The organism is Bacillus sp. AFS077874, assembly GCF_002566505.1.
Taxonomy (GTDB): Bacteria; Bacillota; Bacilli; order Bacillales; family Bacillaceae_G; genus Gottfriedia.
Genome location: NZ_NUYF01000022.1, coordinates 15,424 through 37,873, shown reverse-complemented (window position 1 = coordinate 37,873; position 22,450 = coordinate 15,424). Strand labels below are relative to the sequence as shown.

The following is a 22,450-nucleotide window of genomic DNA, read 5'->3' as shown; positions in this document are numbered from 1 at the left end:
CCATTTGTCAGGCAGTCTGAAATGACCTCTTCGTTAAGAAGAGGTCATTTTGGTTTATTGACTACTATAGTGTAAAATGATGTTATGAAAATAAAATGAAATGGTGATTTTGTTATGAATGAAGTTAATTTATCAAATCGTTTAAAAAGAGTATTTGATTACATACCAGAGGGCACTAAATTAGCTGATATTGGATCAGATCATGCTTATTTACCTTGTTATGCAGTTTTAAATAAAAGATGCACCTCAGCTATTGTAGGGGAAATTACTGAAGGTCCATATAATTCAGCACGATCTACGATTCGTCAAAGTGGGTTAGAAGGAATTGTAGAAGCGAGAATGGGAGACGGGCTAGAGGTTTTAGTACCGAACGAAGTAGATGTCATAACAATAGCTGGAATGGGTGGTTCTTTAATTTCGAGCATATTAGAAAAAGGTAAAGAAAAACTTCAAGGTGTTGAAACGTTAGTGTTGCAACCAAATATTGGTGCAAATCAAATTAGAAATTGGCTTGATTATGTAGGTTATTCTCTTGTGGAAGAAGATATATTAGAAGAGGATGGAAAAATCTATGAAATTCTAGTAGCTTCTAAATCAAATCCAAATAGTGCATACAGTGAAAAGAAAGATATGGAGCTATTTATAGGTCCTTACTTATTAAAAAACAAAAATGATGCATTTAAGAAGAAATGGGAGCATGAAAAAAAGAATTTTGAAAGAATCTTAACTCAACTTGAATCAGCAAAACAAACAGAGGAATCAGTTCAGAAGATGAAAGAAGTTGAACAGAAACTTGAGTGGATAAAAGAGGTGCTTTCATGAAATCGATAAATGGTTTTCAGCTAGTACAGCAATTTGAAGAACTATTCCCTAAGCATTTAGCTGAGGAAGGTGACCCAAATGGTCTTCAAATTGGTACATTATCAAAACAAGTGACAAAGGTATTAATTGCATTAGATGTCACAAAAGAGGTGGTAGAAGAGGCAATTTCAATTGGTGCAAACCTAATTATTGCTCACCATCCTATTATCTATCGTCCTTTAAAAAAGATTGATACAGACAGTGAACCGGGTAAAATAGTGGAACTTTGTATTAAACATGATCTAGCTGTTTTTGCAGCACATACAAATGTTGATATCGCAGAAAACGGTGTGAGTGATTTTTTAGCTGAAGCTTTACAATTAGATAATACGAATGTTCTCGCTCCAACTTATGTAGAAAAATTACTTAAGTTAGTTGTATATGTACCGAAAACACATGCTGAAATTGTATTAAATGCAATTTGTGATGCTGGAGCAGGTCATATTGGTCAATACAGCCATTGTAGCTTTAGTTCGAATGGAACAGGGACATTTATACCCTTAGAGGGGACAACACCATTTATTGGGCAACAGGGGCAATTAGAAGAAGTTGATGAGGTAAAGCTCGAAACAGTTGTTCCACAATTAAAATTAAAACAAGTGCTAAAGGTGATGCAAAAAGCTCATCCGTATGAAGAAGTAGCATATGATACATACACACTAGAAAATGAAGGCAAAACATTCGGGATTGGGAGAATCGGAAGCCTTAAAGAAGAGATTTCATTAGAAGAATTTGCGCATTATGTAAAAGAGAAATTAGATTTACAAGGTGTAAGAGTGGTAGGGAACTTAAGTGATCGAGTAAAAAAGGTTGCTATTGTAGGTGGAGACGGAAATAAGTTTGCCTATCATGCAAAAAGAAATGGTGCAGATGTTTATTTAAGTGGTGATATATATTACCACGTAGCACAGGATTGGAAAATGCTTAATTTAAATATAGTTGATGCAGGTCACAATATTGAAAAAGTGATGAAATTAGGTGTTAAACGTCTTTTAGATAATAAATTAAAAGAAAAAAACATGGCTTGTGAAATTATCGCTTCAACGATCCACACTGATCCATTTACATTTATTTAAACGTTTTTTGCGAATTAAAAAATAGGACTTCCGGGTTAAAAATCCAGAAGTCCTATTTTTTAGTCTTTTATTCTAACTTTAGGTAGTATTTTACTTAATTCTACTCCGGATTTTGTATCCCAAGTGCTTTCATCGTTTGGATCATACTTCTCCAAAAATGCGATAACTTCACGTGTGATCGGTGTTGGAGTAGAAGCTCCAGACGTAACAGCTACAGTCTCAACGCCCTCTAACCATTTTAACTGAAGTTCAGTTATATCTGAAATACGAAATGCCTTTGTTCCTGCAATTTCATGCGAAACTTGTGCAAGTCTATTTGAGTTATTACTCATCGGGTCACCTACAACAATTGTTAGATCTGCTTGGCTAGCTTGATCAGCAATTGCTTCTTGACGAACTTGAGTTGCCATACAAATTTCTTTATGAACATGAGCAGTCGGGTACTTTATAATTGCGTATTGAATTAATTCAACTACGTCCCATTGGCTCATAGTTGTTTGATTTGTAATGATAATTTTATCAGTAGGAATTTCTAAAGCATCAATATCAGATTTATTTTGAATTAGGTGAACAATCGAAGGTGCGATTCCAACTGCGCCCTCTGGTTCCGGATGTCCTTTTTTACCAATATAAATAAAGTGATAGCCTTCAGCCATTCGTTCTTTAATTAAATCATGAGTTTTCGTTACATCTGGACAAGTCGCATCAATCGTCGTAAGCCCTTTTTTAATTGCTTTTGATTTTACTTCTGGAGAAACTCCGTGAGCCGTAAAAATAACAGTACCTTTTTCAATCTTATCTAGGATATCTAATCTGCTTGGACCATCTAAAGTAATGATACCTTCTTCTTCAAATGCGTCTGTAACATGTTTATTATGAACAATCATACCAAGTATATAAATTGGTCTTGGTAATGATGGATCTTTAGCTGCATTTCTAGCAATGACCATTGCATCTACAACTCCGTAGCAATAGCCTCGTGGGGTAACTTTAATAACTTTCATGGAGTAGCCCCTCCTTTATAATATTGTTGTCATTTTTTATTATAAAGGAGGGAGATACTACTATACAAAGAAAAAGAAAATTTACATAAACAATTTTGGTTTTGGATTTTCGTTTGATGCAGTTTCTTCAATATTATGAGATGGTTCTACTACTTCTGACTTAATTGGAGCTTTCTTTCTTTTTTTAGGTTTTGTTTCTTCTGTTTGCACAGCATCTATTATTCCATTTGAATCATTTTTTTTACTTTTTTTTGTGTCGACCGGGTCGTCGGTATTTACTGCCTTAAATATTTTATAGATTGAAGGGAAATTTTTAATAGCAGGAGCGTATTGTTGAATCATTGGCGTGACTTGTTGAGCTGCTTGAACAGCTTTTTGCATACCACCGATGACACCTGTAATTGAAGTGTCTCCTCCCATTAATCGCGAGAAAAAACCTGGACTGCCATCATCTTCTTTTTCGGGTGGTTGCCCAGTCATTGGGTATTGATTTTGTGATCCTTGTTGCTGATAATTACTACCGCCCTGTGGCTGCATTACTGGCTGGTTTTGAAAAGGAACAGGTTGTAAAATTTTATTTTGGCTTATATATTGTTGATGTGCGTTTAACTGTGGTTGATATGAAATTGGTTGTTGATAATGACCTTGTTGCCCAACAATTTGTTGGACAGGTGGATAAAACTGTTGTTGATGTTGCATATAAGGTTGCTGCGGTGATTGGGGATATGGGTATCGTTGATCAAAATTTGGTCTTGCACCGTATGGATTTTGTAAATTTTGATAAGGCTGTTGATAACTAGTATAAAAATTTGGACCGTTCATAGGAAAAGGCTGTTTATTTTTTTTCTTAAATTTATCAAGTAATCCCATTCTAATACCTCCTTTCAAAAATACTCTTTATTACTTAGGCTATGCACATAATTTGAAATGGTTAGTATAGGACAGAATAAAAATTAAAATGCTACTAAAGAAGAAAGAAAAATTAGAATTAGCTTTATTGGGCTAATCTATTGTATAATAGATAATTGTAGCTATTTTGTAAGAGGATATAGTTTCCTCATTACATAGAAAGTTTAAATTAAGAAGGTGAGTTATATGGCAATTTCATTTAAAAATTTTCAATTAAAACCATTTATTTTGGAAGCGATAGAGAAGAAACACTTTACAGAACCAACAGAAATTCAACAAAAGATCATTCCTCAAGTTAAAACTGGACGTAGTGTAATCGGTCAATCGCAAACAGGGTCAGGAAAGACTCATGCATATCTAATTCCGACAATTAATACATTAGATCCATCTTTAGATCAAGTGCAATTAGTAATAACTGCTCCAACTCGTGAATTAGCGACTCAAATTTATAATGATGTTCAAGCGATCATTGAATGTTGTCCAGAAGATGAGCAATTAACTGCAAAAAACTTCGTTGGAGGAACCGACTACAAACGTACTGTTGAAAAACTAAAAAAACAGCCACATATCGTAATCGGTACTACTGGACGTATTAAAGATTTAGTAAACGATAATGTATTATTAGTTCATACTACGAGGTATTTAGTAGTGGATGAAGCAGATTTAATGTTAGATATGGGATTTATCCATGATGTGGACCAAGTTGCATCAAAGATGCCAAAGAAACTACAAATGCTTGTTTTTTCGGCGACAATTCCTGAGAAGCTTAAACCGTTTTTGAAAAAGTATATGGAAAATCCTGAACATATTCATATTAATCCGCAACAACTTTCAGCTCAGAAAATTGAACATATTATTGTTCCAAGCCGACATAAAGACAAAGTTAAAATGGCTAAAGATATTTTATTAAGTTGTCAGCCATATTTAGCAATTGTCTTTACAAATACGAAGAAAAAGGCTGAAGAAGTTGCTTCTCAATTATCATCATATGGCTTAAAAGTTGGTCAAATTCACGGAGATTTAACTCCTCGTGAACGTAAAAAAATGATGAAGCAAATTCAAGATTTAGAGTTCCAATATATTGTTGCTACTGACTTAGCTTCCCGAGGGATCGATATTGAAGGTGTAAGTCATGTAATCAATATCGAACTACCAGCAGATTTAGACTTTTATGTACACCGTGTAGGACGTACAGGGCGTGCAAACTTCTCTGGAACTGCTATTACAATTTATGATCAAGAAGATGAACAAGCATTAGACAAACTTCAAGATCGTGGAATTACATTTGAGCATCGTGAACTTAAAAATGGTGAATGGGTTGATTTAGGACCGCGTTCAAAACGTAAGCTACGTAAAAGAACTGATCGTAATTTAGATGCAGTTGCTGGTAAAGCAATTAAAAAGCCATCTAAAGTTAAACCTGGCTATAAACGTAAACTGAATGAACAAAGAGAATCATTTAAAAATAAAGTGAAAAGAAAAACGAGTAGATAGTTTGAAAAAAGAAAGGAAGAATATTCCTTTCTTTTTCTTTTATAAGCAGGCGAACAATTTAACCATGATTGATTTTCATGTTAAAATGGTAAGTATGATTAATTAAGGTAGGAGCGAAAAAGAATGTTACGAATAGGATCTCATGTTTCAATGAGCGGTAAAAAGATGTTTTTGGCCGCTAGTGAAGAAGCTGCAAGCTATGGTGCTAATACATTTATGGTGTATACAGGTGCGCCTCAAAATACACGTCGTAAAGCAATTGAAGATTTAAATATTGAAGCGGGTTTAAAACATATGGCTGAAAATGGAATTGCTGATATAGTTGTCCATGCACCATATATTATCAATATTGGAAATACGACAAATCCAGCTACATATGAATTAGGTGTTGAATTTTTACAAAAAGAAATAGACCGTACAGCAGCATTAGGAGCAAAACAAATCGTATTACATCCAGGTGCTCACGTAGGCGCTGGTGAAGATGCTGGAATCGACAGAATTATTCAAGGTTTAAATGAAGTATTAACAGCTGAAACTCCAGTACAAATTGCGCTTGAAACAATGGCTGGAAAAGGTTCAGAATGTGGTAAATCATTCGAAGAAATAGCGAGAATTATGGAAGGTGTACACTACAACGATAAATTATCAGTTTGTTTTGATACATGCCATATTAATGACGCTGGTTATGATATCGTTAATGATTTTGATGGTGTCTTACAGCAATTCGATCACTTAATTGGGATCGATAAAATAAAAGTACTTCATATTAACGATAGTAAAAATCCAATGGGAAGTCGAAAAGATCGACACGAGAACATCGGCTTTGGGTCGATTGGATTTAAAGCATTAAACTATATTGTTCATCATCCACAACTAATGGACATCCCTAAAATTTTAGAAACTCCATATGTTGGTGAAGATAAAAACAACAAGGTACCACCGTATAAATTAGAAATTGAAATGTTACGCAATCAAGAATTCAACGAAAACTTAATTCAAGAATTATTGAAAGCTTAATTCAAAGAACCAGTTCATTTTAAATAATGGGCTGGTTTTCTTTATTTTCTTATTGGACTGCAAATAAAATCTGGAAATCGCAATTAAAATCGGTAAAAATGCAATTAAAATTAGAGAATCGCAAATAAATTTAGCAAAACTGCAATTAAATTCCTAAGAATCGCAAATAATATCCAACATTACCCATACCCCTAGAAGTATAACGACTTGGAAATCAGATAAAAGTAGATACCTTTAAATGAATTCTAGCAAATATGCTCTTATTCTTACTTAAGTGAATAATAAACTTTTAATTATTTTTAAATTATCAGTTACAAATAGAAAGCAATATAATGATATACCCCTACTAGCACTAGTAATAAAAAAAGGGCACCCATAAGTCAGTTAATTCGACTTATGAGACAGCCCCATTCAATCTAGTTTATAATTCTATTTCTACAACCTTCTTTAACTTACTATCCAAATATGAAGCAATTATTTTTCCATCAATAATTCTTTTCACAGTGACAACATTACTAACTAATTCGTGATCATGTTCGTCTAAGTGCATTAATTTAATATAGACCACATGTGCCTTGTCACGTTCGATTAAACTACTAGCGATATTAAGAGCTAAGTTATGGCTTAAATCATCCATATGAAACATGTGTTTGAATTTCACTTCGTCATCTGTTTCTTTGTCTAAATAAATTATTTCATAATGTAGCTCATGCAAATCCATATTAATCCCTCTCATTTCGTTTTAAAATAGTTAGGTGATTCTTTGTATGAGCATTATATGATTTGTGAAATGAGTAGAGTTATAAATTAAAGCTTTTTAATGAACATTTAAACCAAGCTTAAGTTAGCTTTTGAAAAATAATATCAACTTGTTGTGCAGTGGCTTTAGAGGTAACATTTGCAATTTGGGAAAGAATTTGCTTTTTATGTTCAGCGTCATAAATATTATAATTTTTCCCGTTTAATATTGCAGCCACTTTATTGGCTTGATCTGGCGTAATATACACTTGATATTGCTGGCTTAATTTTAATAAATCCTTTGGTGTTATACTATTTACCTTTTTATTTATGAGTGTTTGGATAATATTCATTCTGAACCTCCTCTTGGGTGAAATATTTCATCAATAAATTTTATGAAGGGTTGTTATAAATAATGAGCATAGGACACTAATCTCAATTGATTTTTCAAAAATATTATGGATAACAGTGGGAGGCAGTGCAAAAAACTGTACTGATTTCAAATGGAGATTCAGGAGAAAATAAAAGACACTCCTATTCGCGGTATCTTATAACTGGATCATTGAGGCGTCGTAAACCGGATTATTTGAACAACTCAATTAAACTATTAAAATAGAAAAGCTTGAATTCATGATAGAATTCAAGCTTAATTGTTTACTATTAGTGGATTGCTTTCTTCTTAAACTTTCCACCTTTGACATCTGCTATATTTCCGATTGCTACAAAGGCATTTTCATCATAGTCTTCAACAATCGATTTTAATTTTGCTTCTTCAAGTCTTGAAATGACTGTAAAGATGATTTTTTTATCTTCACCCATAAAGCCACCTTCGCCATGAAAATATGTAACTCCTCGACCTAATCGGGCATTTAATGCATCACCGATTTCTTTATCATTATCACTAATAATCCAAACAGATTTAGTATCCTGGAACCCTTCAATTGTTAAATCAATTGTTTTAAATGCTACATAATAGGCAATTAATGAATACATAGCATTATCCCATCCGAATACAAATCCTGCACTTCCGAGAATAAATACATTAAATGCCATAACAACTTCACCAATTGAAAAAGGTGATGATTTTGTTAAAAGTATTCCTATAATTTCAGTCCCATCAAGTGAGCCACCATTACGAATTACTAAGCCTACGCCAATTCCTAAACCTAATCCACCAAATAATGCAGCTAGTAAAGGGTCATTAGTTAAATGAGGAATGTCCTTAAAAAGAGAGGTAAATACTGAAAGTACAGTGATACCAAATAAAGTTGAGATAGCGAATGTTTTACCGATTTGCTTATAACCTACTATTACAAAAGGTAAGTTTAACAAGAATAGAAAAATACCGAGATTAATCGAAGTAATATGGGAGAGGATCAAAGAGATACCTACGATTCCACCATCAATGATATCAGTTGGAATAAAGAATGCTTTTAAGCAAGCTGCCATCAATGCAGCTCCTAATGTAATAAAAAACCCCCGTCTAATAATCTTAAAGTTTGAAAGCTTACGATGTGTAATTGCGTTCAAAAAACCACCTCTTTATCTATATTTATATGATAATTGTAACACATTGTATTTTTTGTCACAAAGTGATAAGTCTTATTTATTAAAAATACATTAAAAATCCACTGAAGAATTAAGGGATTTAAAGTTTTGATAAAGATGAAATGAATTAAAAAACTAATAAATATTTTGCCGAGTTTTCTTTGTTTACAAATAAGAAGTATTCTCTTATACTAAGAACTTGAAGTAAAACGTAATTATTCCTAAATAGATGAAGGTGTTTTAATAAATGAGTCAAGATATCATAAAAATTGAAGATTTGTCTTATAGCTATGAACGTCAAAAGGTATTAACAGACATTAATCTTCTAGTAAAAAAAGGAGACTTTTTAGGTTTAGTTGGTCCAAACGGTAGTGGCAAATCAACTTTACTAAAATGTATATTAGGTATCCAACAACCAGATGAAGGAAAAATAGAGATATTCGGTACAGATATTCGAAAAATGAAAAGTTGGGATAAGATTGGTTATGTATCTCAAAAAGCGAATAGTTTTAACTCTGGATTTCCAGCATCGGTTTTTGAAGTAGTATCATTAGGTCTTGTTTCTAAAATTGGATTGTTTAACGGTTTTAAAAATTCGGATAAACAAAAAGTCGCTGAAGCGTTGAAGTCAGTTGGAATGTATGAATTTGCAAATCGTAATATCGGCGAACTTTCAGGTGGACAACAACAGCGTGTCTTTATTGCACGAGCACTTGTAAGTAATCCAGAACTATTAATACTCGATGAACCAACCGTTGGGGTAGATGCTGAAAATGTAGAAAGCTTTTATCAATTACTTAGCGATTTAAATACTAAGCTTGGTATTACTTTATTATTAGTTTCTCATGACATTGGCATTATTACGGATAAAGTATCACATGTTGCATGTTTAAATAAAAGACTACACTTCCATGGTAGTCGAGATAAGTTTAAAGATGCTACTGAGAAGGATTTGTCTCTTCTATATGGCCATTCTGTGCATGTATTATCTCACAATCACGAGAATGGAGGAGATCGAATATGATGGATTTCTTTCATTATGATTTTCTGAGAAATACATTAATCACTGGTATGATAATTGGAGTTATGGCTCCATTATTAGGTGTATTTGTTGTATTTAGAAGATTATCACTTATTTCTGATGCATTGAGTCACGTGACTTTATCAGGAGTTGCAGCAAGTCTTTTACTTGAAAAGTTTTTCTTTACATCAGGCTTTATTAGTCCTTTATTTATGGGGATGACATTTTCAGTTGCAGGAGCATTTTTAATTGAAAAACTAAGAAGTGTTTATAAACATTATCAAGAGTTAGCAATTCCAATCATTCTTTCAGGAGGAATGGGATTAGGTGTCATTTTAATTTCACTAGCTAATGGATTTAATACAGATCTATTTAGTTATTTATTTGGTAGTGTTAGTGCTGTGTCACAAGAAGATTTAATTACTGTCATAATTATAGCTGTTTTTGTAGTAATATCTATCATAGTACTTTATAAAGAATTGTTCCTATTATCATTTGATGAAGAATATGCAGTTGCTTCAGGTATTAATGCAAAATGGATTCATTATTTGTTTATCTTATTAGTTGCTTTGGTAGTATCCATTTCTATGAGAGTTGTAGGTGTTTTATTAGTATCATCTCTAATGACTTTACCAGTAGCAGCGAGCATACGAATTTCTAAGGGTTTTAAGCAAACAATTATCTTTTCTATTATTTTCGGAGAGTTTTCAGTTGTTGCAGGTATTTTGCTTTCTTATAATTTAAATCTCGCGCCTGGTGGTACGATTGTGATCCTGCAAATCCTTATTCTTATTTTTACTTTAAGTTTGAAGAAATTAAGAACGAGACAAAGGTAGTGATTAAATGAAATTAGCAGATGCTTCAAAATTATTAAAAGAAAGAGGCTTCAAAAATACGCCTAAACGATATGATATGCTTGAATATATTTTTAGGCAAAATAAATATGTGACTGCAAGAGATATTCAACAAGCATTAAAAGATAAATACAAAGGACTTAGCTTCGATACGATTTATCGTAATTTATCAACATTTATTGAGGTTGATGTAGTGGAAGTTACAGAACTAGATGGTGAAAAACGTTTTCGATCGAAGTGTTCTTCCTCAGAGCATCATCATCATTTTATTTGTTTAGATTGTGGTAATACAAAAAGTATTTATAGATGTCCTATGGACAATTTATCTGTTGATTTACCTGGTTATACAGTACAAAGTCATAAATTTGAGATATACGGTCTTTGTCCAGAATGTAGTTGAATTCTATCCACTTTAGAGAGTACAGTTGTACTCTCTATTTATTTTAGGAAAAAGTACATGTTACATAATTTTCCAATTTCGTTTATACTTTAATTAGAAGTGAGAAATTTTTTTAATGCACTTAAAATAAGAAAGGAGTAAATGGTATGGCTATAGGAGATTTAATCTTTCAGTTGATTGTATTTTTAATACCAGTTGCTATTATTATTTTAGTTGTATTTATTTTTCGTTCCATTAGGAAAAATAGGCTTCAAATGCAGAGGGTTGAAGCAAAACTTGATAAGATAAACGAAAACTTAAAAAAAGATCAGTAGACTATCAAGTTATTGAAACAGAAACTTGATAAATAAGCAGCAAAGTATACTAGCTTATTTCAACATTCTCAAGACAATATAATATTGTCTTTTTTTCTTTTATAAGGTATAGTAAGTTTCATCAAATGTGTTTAAATGTTTAAACGTATAATCTTAATCTTGATTAAATGATAAAAAATATAAGTGTGAAGAGTAGGGAGAAATAACGATGAAGTCAAATGAGACCGTATTAATTACAGGTGCATCCGGAGGAATTGGTAAAGAATTGGCTATTTTATTTGCAAGGGATGGATTCGATTTAGTCCTAGTAGCAAGATCGATTGATAATTTAATGGAAGTAAAAAGTGAAATTGAATCAATATCGAAAGTAAAGATTCATCTATATTCAAAGGATTTATCTAAGGAAGAGGAAATAGTTTCTTTACAAAAGGAATTAAATGCTGAAACTATTCAAGTTGATTATTTAGTGAATAATGCTGGGTTTGGATTATTTGGGGAGTTTGCAACTACAAATTTAGACGAAGAGTTAAACATGATTGATTTAAATATACGTACAGTAACACATCTTACAAAATTGTTTTTAAAAGGGATGATTGATCGAAATAAGGGTGGAGTGATGAATATTGCTTCTACAGCAGCATTTCAGCCTGGACCATTAATGGCTGTTTATTATGCTACAAAGTCTTATGTTCTTTCTTTTACGGAAGCACTTTCGAATGAAATGAAAGGAACAAATGTTAAAGTAACAGCTGTTTGTCCTGGTGCAACAGAAACGAATTTTGGAAAACGTGCTAATATGCATGAATCAAATTTATTCCAAAGTGGAGTAGGGAATGTAAAAGATGTTGCTAAAGTAGCATATAGGGGATTTAGAGATGGAAAAACAATTGTGATTCCTGGTATGACGAATAAAATACTAGCAAATTCTGTTCGATTCATGCCAAGAAAATTAGTTACGAACGTTGTAAGGTATATCCAAAGAAGAATATAATTTTTAAAACGACTCGGACATAATTGGCCGAGTCGTTTTTTGCTGATAAATTATGTATAAATTTTAACTAAGAATTTTTTAGAACATGGAAGTTTAGAACGATGTAACAAGCAATCTGTTCAAGAATAGATAATTAATAAATGAAATTATTGCTGCCCGGCAGGGTGTGTAAATACTTGAAAAAGTACGCCAAATTTATCTACTACTTTACCATAACATGGGCTAAATCCAGTATCTTGTAATGGTAACTCTACTTTGCCACCTTCTGAAAGGCCTTCAAAAAATCGTTTTGAAATTTCAATTTCATTTGTAGAAATACAAATTGTTACTTGGTTTCCACTTTGGAACGGGTAACCAGGATAAGTATCTGAAAGCATTAATACTGATTCTCCGATTTGGATCGTTGCGTGCATGATTAAATTATTAGCATCAGACGGTATCTTTCCTTCTGAATCCTCTCCAACTTCTCCATAAGTTTGACTAAATAATACCTTTGCATCAAGTGCTTTTTCATAAAAATTGATTGCTTCTTGAGCATTTCCATCCATGATTAAATAAGGGATTAATTCTAATGACATGTTCCACTTCACTCCTTGTTTAAATATTAATTTTGATAATTTGAAAGAACTTAAATATTCTAAAACGCTTGTCTATCCTTTACCATATTCTAATCGATCCATATCTAAATTATAAAATAAAGAACATATGTTTGCAATATTGACTATTTTAAAGTTTTTCGACATAAAACAGGAACTTTTGTTCTTTTTTTATTTGTTATTTTATCCGTTAAATAGAGGGGAATTACCTCTATTGTTGAATAGTATGCATTAGGGCAAGATGTTTAATAAACTTATAGCCTAGGAGGCTGAGTGGTTTGCAGGAGCTCAAAAAATATAGAAGAAATGTCTTCATATTATTGTTTGTTATATTTATTTCATTTATAGGACATTTTGCGAACTCATTGCCAATTGTTAGTAGAAGAATCTTAGAAGGGATTTTTTGGCTTTCTCTAATTAGTTGTTTTGGAATTATAACAAATGGAGTAATTAAGTTTAGTCAAAAAATCGGTAAATTAGCATACTTCTTTGTTTTAGGTAGTTTAATTAGTGCGATTTTTGCATTTACAATCGAAACTTTAAATACAATAAAGGTTATATCATTTTATATTTATTATATTTGTCTTTTTGCGAGCTTAATTACTGGTGTAGTAGCAATTATAAAAGAAGAAAAAGGGTTAGCAAAATTATCGGGATTTATTTTAATGTTCTTTTTTGGACTAATTTTTGTGTGTACTTTTATTGTGTGGAATATAAATGGAGCGCAATATTAAACGTCAAACTGCTTGCCAAGCACTTGTAATCAGTCTGACAATCTAGTTTAAATACTGCTATTAATTTTTCCATCTAGAAATAGATGGTTTTTTATTTTAACGTTTTTACTATTTAAAAAAGGTATTAAGTTACATTTATAGAATAGGTGAGATATTGATTGAATTACCCATTTCCAATTAGAGATAGTGAAACTTAAATTACAGAATGATTATGGGGGACAGATATGAATAAGATGTTATGGAATTCACCTGAAAACTTGAAAACATTACTTTCAGAATTAGTAAGCTGGAAAAGTATAACGCTAACAGATGGGGAACGGCAATTTCCTATTAATTTATTTAACAAGCTATCAGCTTTACAATATTTTAAAGATTTACCAAATCAACTGAAGTTACATGATTCAGATAAAGGTCGTAAATTTTTAACTGCATTGTATAAAAAGCCAGATGTTAAAGATACGATTTGTCTTATAAGTCATTTTGATACGGTAAATACAGAAGAATATGGTGAGCTTGAACATTTGTCTACCAAAACAGAAGATTTAACAAATGCTTTTCATGAACGGCTAAATGAATTATCAAAAGAAGTTCAAAGTGATTTGAATTCTGGTGAATATTTATTTGGTCGTGGTTCGATGGATATGAAAATGGGACTTGCGATGCATATGAGTCTTATTGAGAAAGCTAGTATTGAGGAATGGCCGATTAATCTTTTGTTATTAACTGTTCCTGATGAAGAGGTAAATTCGGCTGGAATGCGTGACGCGGTCTCAACTCTTGTAAATCTTCAGGAAGAATATGATTTGAATTTTAAATTATTTTTAAATGGTGAGCCCGTATTTTCACAAGAACCAGGTGATCCAAAGTATTATATTTACTCTGGTACAATAGGTAAAATAATGCCAGCCGCATTATTTTATGGTAAAGAAACTCATGCTGGAGAACCATTAAGTGGCATAACATCTCCATATATTGCATCTTTTTTAACTAGAAAAATGGAGTGGAATGAGGAGTTTCAAGAGATTGATTTTGGTGAGAAAACTCCGTTACCTGTTACATTACAGCAGAAGGACTTGAGGTTAGAGTATTCGACTCAAACACCTTTTCGTTCATGTGCGCTATATAATGTGTTTTTAATGAAAAGAAATGCTTCTGAAGTTTTTAATCTGTTCGAAAAAGTAGCACAAGAAGCTGCTGAAGAATGTAGTTTTGAATATGAAAATATTTGTAAAAAACAAAATGTAAATCCAGTAGGGAAAGTAAAAGTTATCCAATATACAGACTTGCAGCAATATGCTATTAGGAAACTCGGCGAGGAGTATGTGTTAAATCTTAAAAAAGAAATTCATTCGCACAGTGAATGGGATGATCGTGAGAAGGCCTTTAGAATTGCAGACAATTTAATGATTGAATGTCAGGAGCTTGCACCTGCTATTATCATTTTATTTGCACCACCTTACTATCCAGCAATAAATTCTACTGGAGATGAGTTAGTGGAGAAATGTATTCAATTTTCTTCTGAGCTTGCTAGTAATCAGTTTAATTTACCCGTAAAACGTATTCACTATTTTAACGGAATAAGTGACTTAAGTTATGTTAATTACAGTGATTCGCTTGGCGGATGGACAGCATTCGAGTCGAATACACCAGTATGGGGAGATAGTTATACTCTACCTTTTAGTTTAATGGAAAAATTAAATGCGCCTGTGTTAAATATCGGACCGTTCGGAAAAGATGCGCATAAGTTAACTGAGAGGTTACATATGAGGAATGCATTTGAAGAAGTACCTTATATAGTAGAAGAAGTGATTCATATGATTAGTAAAATGAAATGAGAAAAATAAAACCTTCTAATATAGAAGGTTTATTTTTTTTAGTATTCTATTTCTTCAATATCCTTTGGCTGAGGAAGTGGTTGGTTATTTTGTTTGCTCTGATTTATATTATTTATTTCGTCTTCTCTTCTTTCTCTTATAATGCTGTTTTGCTTTTCGCGATTTTTCAATTTATTAGCTCCCTTCACTTCGATTACAGTTAATTTGTGCAAAAATAACTAATTTATTAGAAGTTTGAAGGCATGGCCAAATCGTTTATCCTTTCATTTCTGCTTTTTGATTAAATAGATTATTAAAAATGGATTGCCACTCATCTTGATTTTTAATTTCAGTTATACAGATTCTATGATTTTTCGTTACTTTTAATTGGTGATCTGATAATGAAATTCTTCCTTCTTTCGTTAATAAGTTGACGATTTTATATTGGGTGAAAATTGTTTCATTACTATTTTGAAAGTAATTAAATTGATCTTGGAATTGTTGGAGCTGTTTTGGAATAATTGAAATGAATAGTAAATCCTTCCAAGTTCCATTGAATTTTTGAAGGATGAAATTCGAATCGTCTTGTTCAATCATTCGATAGGATCCGTTTGGATCTGAGTATTCATAATGGTCACGAAGCAAGAGTGGTTCTAAAAAACCGCCACCAATTCCTACGTCTGCGAGATAGTTTTGTTCGTTAATTTTTACTAATATAGATAAATGTGAGAATTCGGGATTCCAACACTGTTTTTCTTCATTCCAAAATTTGGTTGAAATAAATGATACATTGAAACCTAATTCCTGTAGGACTGAAAAAAGTAATGAATTCGTTTCAAAACAAATCCCACCACGCTTACCTGTAGCTATTTTTTTCATAATTTCAGAAGGATTCATTGAGAGCGGTATTTGAGAAATAATATCGATATTTTCAAATGGTATTGAAAGTAAATGATGCTTGTGAATTTGTTTTAATGAGGAATATGAAATTGTTTGGGTTTTATTTAAACGGATGTGTTTAAAATATGACTCGACTAGCATGAAATCCTCCATAAAATGTAATGTAAAGAGTAAATATATTGAGTATACAATGAGGATTGTATAAAAAGTGAAAAATAAGAGAAATAATTTGGAAATTTCTAAAATCATAGTTGACACATAGGAATAGTGTGTTTATTATTAAGCTTATATAAAAAATCAATATGGCTGATTGGAAGACCAAAGGCCCTTAACTATTTTCATTAGTTAAGGGTCTTTTTGCACTTTAAAAAGGATAAATTGGCAGCGATGAAGAGTATTCGGCGGGCTACCAATTAGGAATAAAGTATAAGTGCAACTACGTCTCTGCCTTCGCCTAAAACGCTAGGCAATCGACAAGTTTTCTTTACATTTGTGCCTTAAAGGGGAGATTCTAATGTGTTGAAGTGTAGAGATGGGTACAAATAAAAATCAGAAAATTGAAATTGAGAGGGGCAGATCATTGTGGGGGTAAAGAAATGGATTATTAGCTCGGTAGTTGTTGTATTGGCAGTTTCGGGAGTATTATATGCGACCTTGAAGGATGATAAATCGAAGGCTACTAATACTGAAGCAGCAAATAAAAATGTGGAATTGTTAAATGTTTCTTATGATCCAACTCGTGAATTATATGAAAATTATAATAAAGCTTTCAGTAAATATTGGGAAAAAGAACATAACCAAACTGTAACAATTAAACAGTCTCATGGTGGTTCTGGAAAGCAAGCTAGGGCAGTAATCGACGGTTTAGACGCTGATGTAGTTACACTAGCTCTTGGATATGATATTGACTCAATCAATGAAAAGGCACAACTACTATCCCCTAATTGGCAAAAAGAATTTAAATACAATTCAACTCCTTATACATCAACAATTGTTTTTTTAGTAAGGAAAGGAAATCCGAAAAATATTAAGGATTGGGATGATTTAACGAAAAAAGGAGTTCAAGTGATTACTCCAAATCCAAAAACTTCGGGTGGCGCAAGGTGGAATTATTTAGCTGCTTGGGGCTATGCAGACAAAAAATATAATGGTGATGAGAAAAAAGTAAAAGCGTTTATGAAGAAATTATATAAAAACGTTCCAGTATTAGATACTGGCGCACGTGGTTCAACAACTACATTTGTTGAAAAAGGAATTGGAGATGTATTAATTGCATGGGAAAATGAAGCATTACTTTCAGTGAAGGAATTAGGTGAGGGGAAATATAATATTGTATATCCTTCGATTAGTATTCTAGCTGAGCCACCTGTTGCGGTTGTTGATAAAAATGTGAAGGAAAAGAAAACTGAAGAAGTGGCAAAGGCCTACTTATCTTATCTATATAGTAAAGAAGGTCAAAAAATCATTGCAGAAAATTATTATCGTCCGAGAGATAAAGAGATTCTCGCTAAATATAGTGAACAATATCCTAGCCTGCCATTATTAACAATTGATAAAGATTTTGGTGGATGGAGTAAAGCTCAATCGAAGCATTTTGATGATGGTGGAGTATTTGACCAAATTTATCAATAATACCTAATTGGAAAATAAGGAGGACATTGGACTTTATTGGGCGTTTTACAAGCGCTTAAGCCAAGTCTTCTTTATTTGATTTTTATTTTAAGGAGGATTGACATAATTTGTTTAAGAAGCGGAGAAGAATCCTACCTGGATTTGGATTAACCTTTGGATTTTCAATATTATATATCAGTTTTTTTATTTTTCTGCCAGTATCGATGCTGTTCTTACATTCTTTCGATATAGGTTGGTCAAAATTTATAAAAATTGTTAGCGAACATAGAGTACTAATGTCTTATAAAGTTAGTTTTGGAACTGCCTTTATTGCGGCGATTATTAACGCTGTTTTTGGTTTATTAGTAGCTTGGGTGCTTGTTCGTTATCGTTTTCCTGGAAAACGAATTGTAGATGCATTCATTGATTTACCTTTTGCATTACCGACTGCAGTTGCTGGTATTACTTTAACAACATTGTATTCTCCTGAAGGATGGGTTGGAAGATTTTTCTCTTTCAAAATTGCTTATACACCACTCGGGATTATTATAGCTCTTACATTTATCGGGTTACCATTTGTAGTTAGAATGGTTCAACCTGTTCTTGAAAATTTTCAAAAAGATGTTGAGGAAGCAGCGGCAAGTCTAGGTGCAAACCGTTTTCAAATTTTTTGGAAGGTAATTTTTCCAGGGATTTTACCAGCATTATTGACTGGATTTTCTTTAGCTTTCGCAAGATCATTAGGTGAGTATGGGTCTGTCGTGTTTATTTCGGGAAATATGCCAATGAAGACTGAAATTACACCCTTGTTAATAATGACAAAATTAGAACAATATGATTACTCGGGTGCAACTGCACTTGCAGTTGTGTTACTAGTAACTTCTTTCTTACTCTTATTGATCATTAGTATTTTTCAAAGATACGCAAATCGTGCTTTTGTTCAAGGGGGTAAGAATTAAGAATGGAAAGAGAATTTAAGATAGAGAGAAAAATAGAAGTGAATGTTAGTACAAAGAAAAAAGCAAAATTGAACGGCAATACGTTTCCAATCATTCTAATTAGTATTGTCATACTTTTTTTAGCGATATTTTTATTTCTTCCATTAGTTTCAATTTTTATAAAGGCTTTACAAGATGGTTTTGGAGTTTATAAAGAAGCGATTGTAAATGATGAGACATTAGCAGCAATTAAATTGACTTTTTTGGTAACGATTATTACGTTACCACTTAATGCGATTTTTGGCGTTTCAATTGCTTGGGCTACAACGAAATTTAATTTTAAAGGAAAAAATATATTAGTAACGTTAATTGAACTACCTTTTGCAGTGTCGCCAATTGTAGCTGGATTTTTATTTGTTCTATTATTTAGTCCCAATAATGGGGTTTTTGGTGGTTGGTTAAAGGAACATAATTTGAAAATCATTTTTTCAACCCCAGGAATTGTTCTAGCAACAATTTTTGTCACATTGCCTTTTGTAGCGAAAGAATTAATTGCGGTTATGCAGGCTACAGGGAGTGCTGAAGAAGAGGCTGCACTTACTTTGGGTGCGAATGGATGGCATATTTTTTGGAAGGTGACACTTCCGAAAATTAAATGGGGACTATTGTATGGAGTAATATTATGCAATGCAAGAGCGGTTGGAGAATTTGGTGCTGTATCAGTTGTATCTGGACATATTCGCGGAGAAACAATTACGATGCCACTTCATATTGAAAATTTATATAATGAGTACCAATTTCCACAAGCATATACAGTTGCGTCACTCATGTCCATTTTTGCGATTCTGACATTAGTTATTAAAAATATAATTGAATGGAAAGTTCTAAAGGAAGAAAAACAATAGGAGCGGATTGTATGTCAATTAAAGTTTCAAATGTAATAAAAAGTTATGAAAATGAAACTGCCTTAAAAGGAATTGATTTAAATATAAAAAAAGGGGAATTGGTTGCTTTATTAGGTCCATCCGGATCGGGTAAAACAACATTGCTGCGAATAATTGCCGGTTTAGAAAATCCAGATTTGGGTGAAATATTTTTTGAAGATCAGGATGTAGCAAATGTGCAGGTAAAAGAAAGAAATGTAGGATTTGTATTCCAGCATTATGCTTTATTTCAGCACATGACGGTTTTTGAAAATATTGCTTTTGGTTTGAAGGTTAGACCAAGAGCAACACGTCCGTTAAAAAGAAAAATTAATGAGAAAGTAATGGAATTACTATCTTTAGTAAAATTAGAAAGCTTTGCAAATCGATTTCCTTCTCAATTATCAGGTGGACAAAGACAACGTGTTGCATTAGCTAGAGCATTAGCTGTTGAACCAAGTGTATTATTATTAGATGAACCATTTGGGGCATTAGATGCAAAAGTTCGAAAGGATTTAAGAAGATGGTTACGTAAACTCCATGATGAAATTCATATTACGAGTATATTTGTAACGCATGATCAAGAGGAAGCACTTGAAGTTGCAGATCGAGTTGTCATTATGAATGGCGGGACGATTGAACAAATTGGAACACCTGAGGAAGTATACCATACGCCAGCAAGTCCGTTTGTTTATGATTTTCTTGGCAAAGTAAATTTATTTCATGGAAGGATAAATAAGGGGAGTTTAATAAGTGGAGGATTAGAAATTCCATTACCAGAATTAGTTGAACAAGAACATAAAGAACATAAAGAGGTTACGGGATATGTTCGACCTCATCAAATTACAATCGAAAAATTTGAAACAAATCAAACTTCGATCAGTGCAATCGTAACCCATATTCATGCTGTAGGACCTATCGTATATGTGGAAGTCCTACGGGAAGATACAAATGATTATGTTGAAATTGAACTCATGAACGAATTATTTTACGAACTAAATATTCAACTTGGAGAAAGGGTTTTTGTCCGTCCTAATGAATTGAAGGTATTTATTCCTCAAGATTATTCGATTTGACAAGATAGGAAAAAAATAAAAAAGGTTAAGGAGCAGTGTCCTTAACCTTTTTTGTTATGATTAACCTTTTGCTGCTTCTAGTTCAGCTAGTTTTTCTTTGGCAATGATGTCGATTTCGCGTTTTAGTTCTTCAACCATTGTTGCTTCAGGTACTTTACGTACGATTTCCCCGTGACGGAATAGTAATCCTTCACCACGAGCTCCAGCAATACCGATGTCTGCTTCGCGTGCTTCACCAGGACCGTTTACTGCACATCCAAGTACGGCAACCTTAATTGGTACTTTTAATGTTGAGATGTACTCTTCAACATCATTCGCAATACTAATTAAGTCAATTTCAATTCGACCACATGTAGGGCATGAAATTAATGTCGCAGCGTTTGAAGATAAACCGAAAGATTTAAGTAATTCTCTCGCAACTTTTACTTCTTCAACTGGATCTGCGCTTAATGAGATACGCATTGTATTTCCGATCCCTTTACTAATGATTGCACCTAAACCAGCTGCACTCTTAACTGTACCAGCAAACAATGTACCTGATTCAGTAATACCTAAATGTAAAGGATAGTCGAAAGCTTTTGAAGCTTTTTCATAAGCTTCGATTGCTAGGTTTACATCTGATGCTTTCATTGATACGATGATGTCATGGAAATCTAAATCCTCAAGAATTTTAATGTGATGTAATGCACTTTCAACCATTCCATCAGCAGTTGGGTAACCATATTTCTCTAAGATTCGTTTTTCTAATGAACCAGCATTAACACCGATACGAATCGGAATTCCTTTAGCTTTAGCAGCATTTACTACTGCTTCAACTTTTTCCTTACGCCCGATATTACCTGGATTAATTCTTATTTTATCTACTCCGCCTTCAATTGCTTTTAAGGCTAATTTATAATCAAAGTGTATATCTGCAACAAGTGGTATGTTAATTTGTTTTTTAATATCAGCGATTGCATTTGCAGCTCTTTCGTCTGGTACTGCAACTCGAACAATCTGACATCCAGCTTCTTCAAGTCGTTTAATTTCTGCAACTGTTGCTTCAACATCGTGTGTTTTTGTCGTTGTCATACTTTGGATTGAAATTTCATTTGCTCCACCAACAACTACATTACCTACTTTAACTGCACGTGTTTTACTTCTATGTGTAATTTCGTTCACGAGTAACTCGCTCCTTCAAAAATAACTTTATTTCTATTTTGTATAAATCTACATTATCATATTTTCTTCATGATTACTCATTTTATCAACTGGTTCTAAAGAAATATATCACAAATTTTATTTTTGTGAAGAGTAAATTGGGAATTTATATGATTTTCCACTTTGAATTTTAGTAGGTGAAAGTCCATTGTTTAATGCACTAAAATCTTTTGTAATTTGGCTAATTGGCTGGTTAAAATCAGGGTTAAGGTTTTCGATAATTCCTAAAACAGTGTCACCGTTTTTAACTTGAATTTTTTCATATTTTGGAAGTGAGGTTTCTTTTGTTTCTGATTTTGTTGCTTTTGCCACAGTAGCAATATGTTTAGTTGGGATCGTCCCTACTTGAAGGTCAAAGAATATTATATATGCAAGCAATAAAGAACCTAGTAAAAAAGCTATTTTTTTCATTAATCATCACTCCTTTTGTA

Annotated in this window: 25 protein-coding genes; 15 read left to right on the top strand and 10 right to left on the bottom strand. The window is 32.6% G+C overall.

What is annotated here, in order from left to right:
* Window positions 1-114 precede the first annotated feature (114 nt).
* Together COJ46_RS18540 and COJ46_RS18535 are read left to right on the top strand one after the other, a co-directional pair.
* Window positions 115-822, top strand: coding sequence for a tRNA (adenine(22)-N(1))-methyltransferase (locus COJ46_RS18540; RefSeq protein ID WP_097974259.1), 708 nt, complete (start codon window positions 115-117; stop codon window positions 820-822).
* Window positions 819-1,937, top strand: coding sequence for a Nif3-like dinuclear metal center hexameric protein (locus COJ46_RS18535; protein ID WP_098566185.1), 1,119 nt, complete (start codon window positions 819-821; stop codon window positions 1,935-1,937). The genes COJ46_RS18540 and COJ46_RS18535 overlap by 4 nt, the downstream gene beginning before the upstream one ends.
* 59 nt (window positions 1,938-1,996) lie before the next feature.
* Here COJ46_RS18535 and COJ46_RS18530 read toward each other — a convergent pair whose 3' ends face one another.
* Both COJ46_RS18530 and vrrA read right to left on the bottom strand, forming a co-directional pair.
* Complete coding sequence (locus tag COJ46_RS18530) at window positions 1,997-2,941, bottom strand: 4-hydroxy-3-methylbut-2-enyl diphosphate reductase (RefSeq protein WP_097974262.1); 945 nt, start codon at window positions 2,939-2,941, stop codon at window positions 1,997-1,999.
* Window positions 2,942-3,022: 81 nt separating this feature from the next.
* Complete coding sequence (gene vrrA, locus COJ46_RS18525) at window positions 3,023-3,811, bottom strand: VrrA/YqfQ family protein (RefSeq protein WP_098566184.1); 789 nt, start codon at window positions 3,809-3,811, stop codon at window positions 3,023-3,025.
* Between the two features lie 225 nt (window positions 3,812-4,036).
* Here vrrA and COJ46_RS18520 point away from each other — a divergent pair, with 225 nt between their 5' ends.
* Window positions 4,037-5,344, top strand: coding sequence for a DEAD/DEAH box helicase (locus COJ46_RS18520; protein ID WP_097974266.1), 1,308 nt, complete (start codon window positions 4,037-4,039; stop codon window positions 5,342-5,344).
* A gap of 123 nt (window positions 5,345-5,467) precedes the next feature.
* Complete coding sequence (locus COJ46_RS18515) at window positions 5,468-6,361, top strand: deoxyribonuclease IV (protein WP_097974268.1); 894 nt, start codon at window positions 5,468-5,470, stop codon at window positions 6,359-6,361.
* 421 nt (window positions 6,362-6,782) lie between these two features.
* On the opposite strand, the gene COJ46_RS18510 is transcribed toward COJ46_RS18515, so the two are convergent.
* The 3 genes from COJ46_RS18510 to COJ46_RS18500 form a co-directional block, all read right to left on the bottom strand.
* Window positions 6,783-7,082, bottom strand: a complete 300-nt coding sequence (locus COJ46_RS18510; protein ID WP_088010998.1) for a hypothetical protein — start codon at window positions 7,080-7,082, stop codon at window positions 6,783-6,785.
* 118 nt (window positions 7,083-7,200) lie between these two features.
* Complete coding sequence (locus COJ46_RS18505; protein ID WP_097974270.1) at window positions 7,201-7,452, bottom strand: DUF2624 family protein; 252 nt, start codon at window positions 7,450-7,452, stop codon at window positions 7,201-7,203.
* 307 nt (window positions 7,453-7,759) lie between these two features.
* A complete protein-coding gene (locus COJ46_RS18500) occupies window positions 7,760-8,629 on the bottom strand; it encodes a YitT family protein (RefSeq protein WP_069034159.1) in 870 nt (289 codons plus the stop codon).
* 265 nt (window positions 8,630-8,894) lie between these two features.
* On the opposite strand from COJ46_RS18500, the gene COJ46_RS18495 reads away from it, so the two are divergent.
* The 5 genes from COJ46_RS18495 (at window position 8,895) to COJ46_RS18475 (ending at window position 12,227) form a co-directional block, all read left to right on the top strand.
* Complete coding sequence (locus COJ46_RS18495) at window positions 8,895-9,671, top strand: metal ABC transporter ATP-binding protein (RefSeq protein ID WP_097974272.1); 777 nt, start codon at window positions 8,895-8,897, stop codon at window positions 9,669-9,671.
* Window positions 9,668-10,504, top strand: a complete 837-nt coding sequence (locus COJ46_RS18490) for a metal ABC transporter permease (RefSeq protein WP_097974274.1) — start codon at window positions 9,668-9,670, stop codon at window positions 10,502-10,504. Before COJ46_RS18495 ends, COJ46_RS18490 begins: the two co-directional genes overlap by 4 nt.
* A 7-nt stretch (window positions 10,505-10,511) precedes the next feature.
* Window positions 10,512-10,922 (top strand): Fur family transcriptional regulator, encoded by a 411-nt coding sequence (locus COJ46_RS18485; protein WP_069034156.1) that lies wholly within the window; start codon window positions 10,512-10,514, stop codon window positions 10,920-10,922.
* A 146-nt stretch (window positions 10,923-11,068) separates the two neighbouring features.
* Complete coding sequence (locus tag COJ46_RS18480; RefSeq protein ID WP_097974275.1) at window positions 11,069-11,236, top strand: DUF4083 family protein; 168 nt, start codon at window positions 11,069-11,071, stop codon at window positions 11,234-11,236.
* 208 nt (window positions 11,237-11,444) lie between these two features.
* Window positions 11,445-12,227 carry an SDR family NAD(P)-dependent oxidoreductase gene (locus COJ46_RS18475; protein ID WP_097974277.1) on the top strand — a complete coding sequence of 261 codons (783 nt, stop codon included), beginning with the start codon at window positions 11,445-11,447 and terminating at the stop codon, window positions 12,225-12,227.
* A 146-nt stretch (window positions 12,228-12,373) separates the two neighbouring features.
* Here COJ46_RS18475 and COJ46_RS18470 read toward each other — a convergent pair whose 3' ends face one another.
* Window positions 12,374-12,805 (bottom strand): VOC family protein, encoded by a 432-nt coding sequence (locus COJ46_RS18470; protein ID WP_097974279.1) that lies wholly within the window; start codon window positions 12,803-12,805, stop codon window positions 12,374-12,376.
* Between the two features lie 296 nt (window positions 12,806-13,101).
* Between COJ46_RS18470 and COJ46_RS18465 the strand changes: the two genes are divergently transcribed.
* Window positions 13,102-13,557 (top strand): hypothetical protein, encoded by a 456-nt coding sequence (locus tag COJ46_RS18465; RefSeq protein ID WP_097974281.1) that lies wholly within the window; start codon window positions 13,102-13,104, stop codon window positions 13,555-13,557.
* A 224-nt stretch (window positions 13,558-13,781) separates the two neighbouring features.
* The gene (locus COJ46_RS18460) at window positions 13,782-15,392 is read left to right on the top strand and encodes a M20/M25/M40 family metallo-hydrolase (RefSeq protein ID WP_098566183.1); all 1,611 of its coding nucleotides are present in this window, start codon (window positions 13,782-13,784) and stop codon (window positions 15,390-15,392) included.
* 38 nt (window positions 15,393-15,430) lie between these two features.
* Here the strand turns inward: COJ46_RS18460 and COJ46_RS25095 are convergent, their stop codons facing one another.
* Together COJ46_RS25095 and COJ46_RS18455 are read right to left on the bottom strand one after the other, a co-directional pair.
* Window positions 15,431-15,562: a hypothetical protein gene (locus tag COJ46_RS25095; RefSeq protein WP_286133454.1), complete on the bottom strand. Its 132-nt coding sequence runs from the start codon at window positions 15,560-15,562 to the stop codon at window positions 15,431-15,433.
* Between the two features lie 85 nt (window positions 15,563-15,647).
* A complete protein-coding gene (locus tag COJ46_RS18455; RefSeq protein WP_176527955.1) occupies window positions 15,648-16,412 on the bottom strand; it encodes an arylamine N-acetyltransferase family protein in 765 nt (254 codons plus the stop codon).
* Between the two features lie 441 nt (window positions 16,413-16,853).
* Here COJ46_RS18455 and COJ46_RS18450 point away from each other — a divergent pair, with 441 nt between their 5' ends.
* From COJ46_RS18450 to COJ46_RS18435, 4 genes are all read left to right on the top strand, one after another.
* Window positions 16,854-17,903: a sulfate ABC transporter substrate-binding protein gene (locus COJ46_RS18450; RefSeq protein ID WP_420488107.1), complete on the top strand. Its 1,050-nt coding sequence runs from the start codon at window positions 16,854-16,856 to the stop codon at window positions 17,901-17,903.
* 107 nt (window positions 17,904-18,010) lie between these two features.
* Entirely contained in the window at window positions 18,011-18,841 is an 831-nt protein-coding gene (cysT, locus tag COJ46_RS18445; RefSeq protein ID WP_098566181.1) for a sulfate ABC transporter permease subunit CysT, read from the top strand.
* 2 nt (window positions 18,842-18,843) lie between these two features.
* Window positions 18,844-19,725: a sulfate ABC transporter permease subunit CysW gene (gene cysW, locus COJ46_RS18440; RefSeq protein WP_098566180.1), complete on the top strand. Its 882-nt coding sequence runs from the start codon at window positions 18,844-18,846 to the stop codon at window positions 19,723-19,725.
* A gap of 11 nt (window positions 19,726-19,736) precedes the next feature.
* Window positions 19,737-20,819, top strand: coding sequence for a sulfate/molybdate ABC transporter ATP-binding protein (locus tag COJ46_RS18435; RefSeq protein ID WP_098566179.1), 1,083 nt, complete (start codon window positions 19,737-19,739; stop codon window positions 20,817-20,819).
* A gap of 60 nt (window positions 20,820-20,879) precedes the next feature.
* Here the strand turns inward: COJ46_RS18435 and ispG are convergent, their stop codons facing one another.
* The gene (ispG, locus tag COJ46_RS18430; RefSeq protein ID WP_056475001.1) at window positions 20,880-21,980 is read right to left on the bottom strand and encodes a flavodoxin-dependent (E)-4-hydroxy-3-methylbut-2-enyl-diphosphate synthase; all 1,101 of its coding nucleotides are present in this window, start codon (window positions 21,978-21,980) and stop codon (window positions 20,880-20,882) included.
* Window positions 21,981-22,097: 117 nt separating this feature from the next.
* Window positions 22,098-22,430, bottom strand: a complete 333-nt coding sequence (locus COJ46_RS18425; protein WP_097974294.1) for a hypothetical protein — start codon at window positions 22,428-22,430, stop codon at window positions 22,098-22,100.
* Window positions 22,431-22,450: the final 20 nt, after the last annotated feature.

Bases quoted from the DNA above. Each gene is read 5' to 3' on its own strand.
- COJ46_RS18540 (WP_097974259.1), top strand. From the start codon at position 115: ATGAATGAAGTTAATTTATCAAATCGTTTAAAAAGAGTATTTGATTAC.
- COJ46_RS18535 (WP_098566185.1), top strand. From the start codon at position 819: ATGAAATCGATAAATGGTTTTCAGCTAGTACAGCAATTTGAAGAACTA.
- COJ46_RS18530 (WP_097974262.1), bottom strand. From the start codon at position 2,941: ATGAAAGTTATTAAAGTTACCCCACGAGGCTATTGCTACGGAGTTGTA.
- vrrA (WP_098566184.1), bottom strand. From the start codon at position 3,811: ATGGGATTACTTGATAAATTTAAGAAAAAAAATAAACAGCCTTTTCCT.
- COJ46_RS18520 (WP_097974266.1), top strand. From the start codon at position 4,037: ATGGCAATTTCATTTAAAAATTTTCAATTAAAACCATTTATTTTGGAA.
- COJ46_RS18515 (WP_097974268.1), top strand. From the start codon at position 5,468: ATGTTACGAATAGGATCTCATGTTTCAATGAGCGGTAAAAAGATGTTT.
- COJ46_RS18510 (WP_088010998.1), bottom strand. From the start codon at position 7,082: ATGGATTTGCATGAGCTACATTATGAAATAATTTATTTAGACAAAGAA.
- COJ46_RS18505 (WP_097974270.1), bottom strand. From the start codon at position 7,452: ATGAATATTATCCAAACACTCATAAATAAAAAGGTAAATAGTATAACA.
- COJ46_RS18495 (WP_097974272.1), top strand. From the start codon at position 8,895: ATGAGTCAAGATATCATAAAAATTGAAGATTTGTCTTATAGCTATGAA.
- COJ46_RS18490 (WP_097974274.1), top strand. From the start codon at position 9,668: ATGATGGATTTCTTTCATTATGATTTTCTGAGAAATACATTAATCACT.
- COJ46_RS18485 (WP_069034156.1), top strand. From the start codon at position 10,512: ATGAAATTAGCAGATGCTTCAAAATTATTAAAAGAAAGAGGCTTCAAA.
- COJ46_RS18480 (WP_097974275.1), top strand. From the start codon at position 11,069: ATGGCTATAGGAGATTTAATCTTTCAGTTGATTGTATTTTTAATACCA.
- COJ46_RS18475 (WP_097974277.1), top strand. From the start codon at position 11,445: ATGAAGTCAAATGAGACCGTATTAATTACAGGTGCATCCGGAGGAATT.
- COJ46_RS18470 (WP_097974279.1), bottom strand. From the start codon at position 12,805: ATGTCATTAGAATTAATCCCTTATTTAATCATGGATGGAAATGCTCAA.
- COJ46_RS18460 (WP_098566183.1), top strand. From the start codon at position 13,782: ATGAATAAGATGTTATGGAATTCACCTGAAAACTTGAAAACATTACTT.
- COJ46_RS18455 (WP_176527955.1), bottom strand. From the start codon at position 16,412: ATGCTAGTCGAGTCATATTTTAAACACATCCGTTTAAATAAAACCCAA.
- cysW (WP_098566180.1), top strand. From the start codon at position 18,844: ATGGAAAGAGAATTTAAGATAGAGAGAAAAATAGAAGTGAATGTTAGT.
- COJ46_RS18435 (WP_098566179.1), top strand. From the start codon at position 19,737: ATGTCAATTAAAGTTTCAAATGTAATAAAAAGTTATGAAAATGAAACT.
- COJ46_RS18425 (WP_097974294.1), bottom strand. From the start codon at position 22,430: ATGAAAAAAATAGCTTTTTTACTAGGTTCTTTATTGCTTGCATATATA.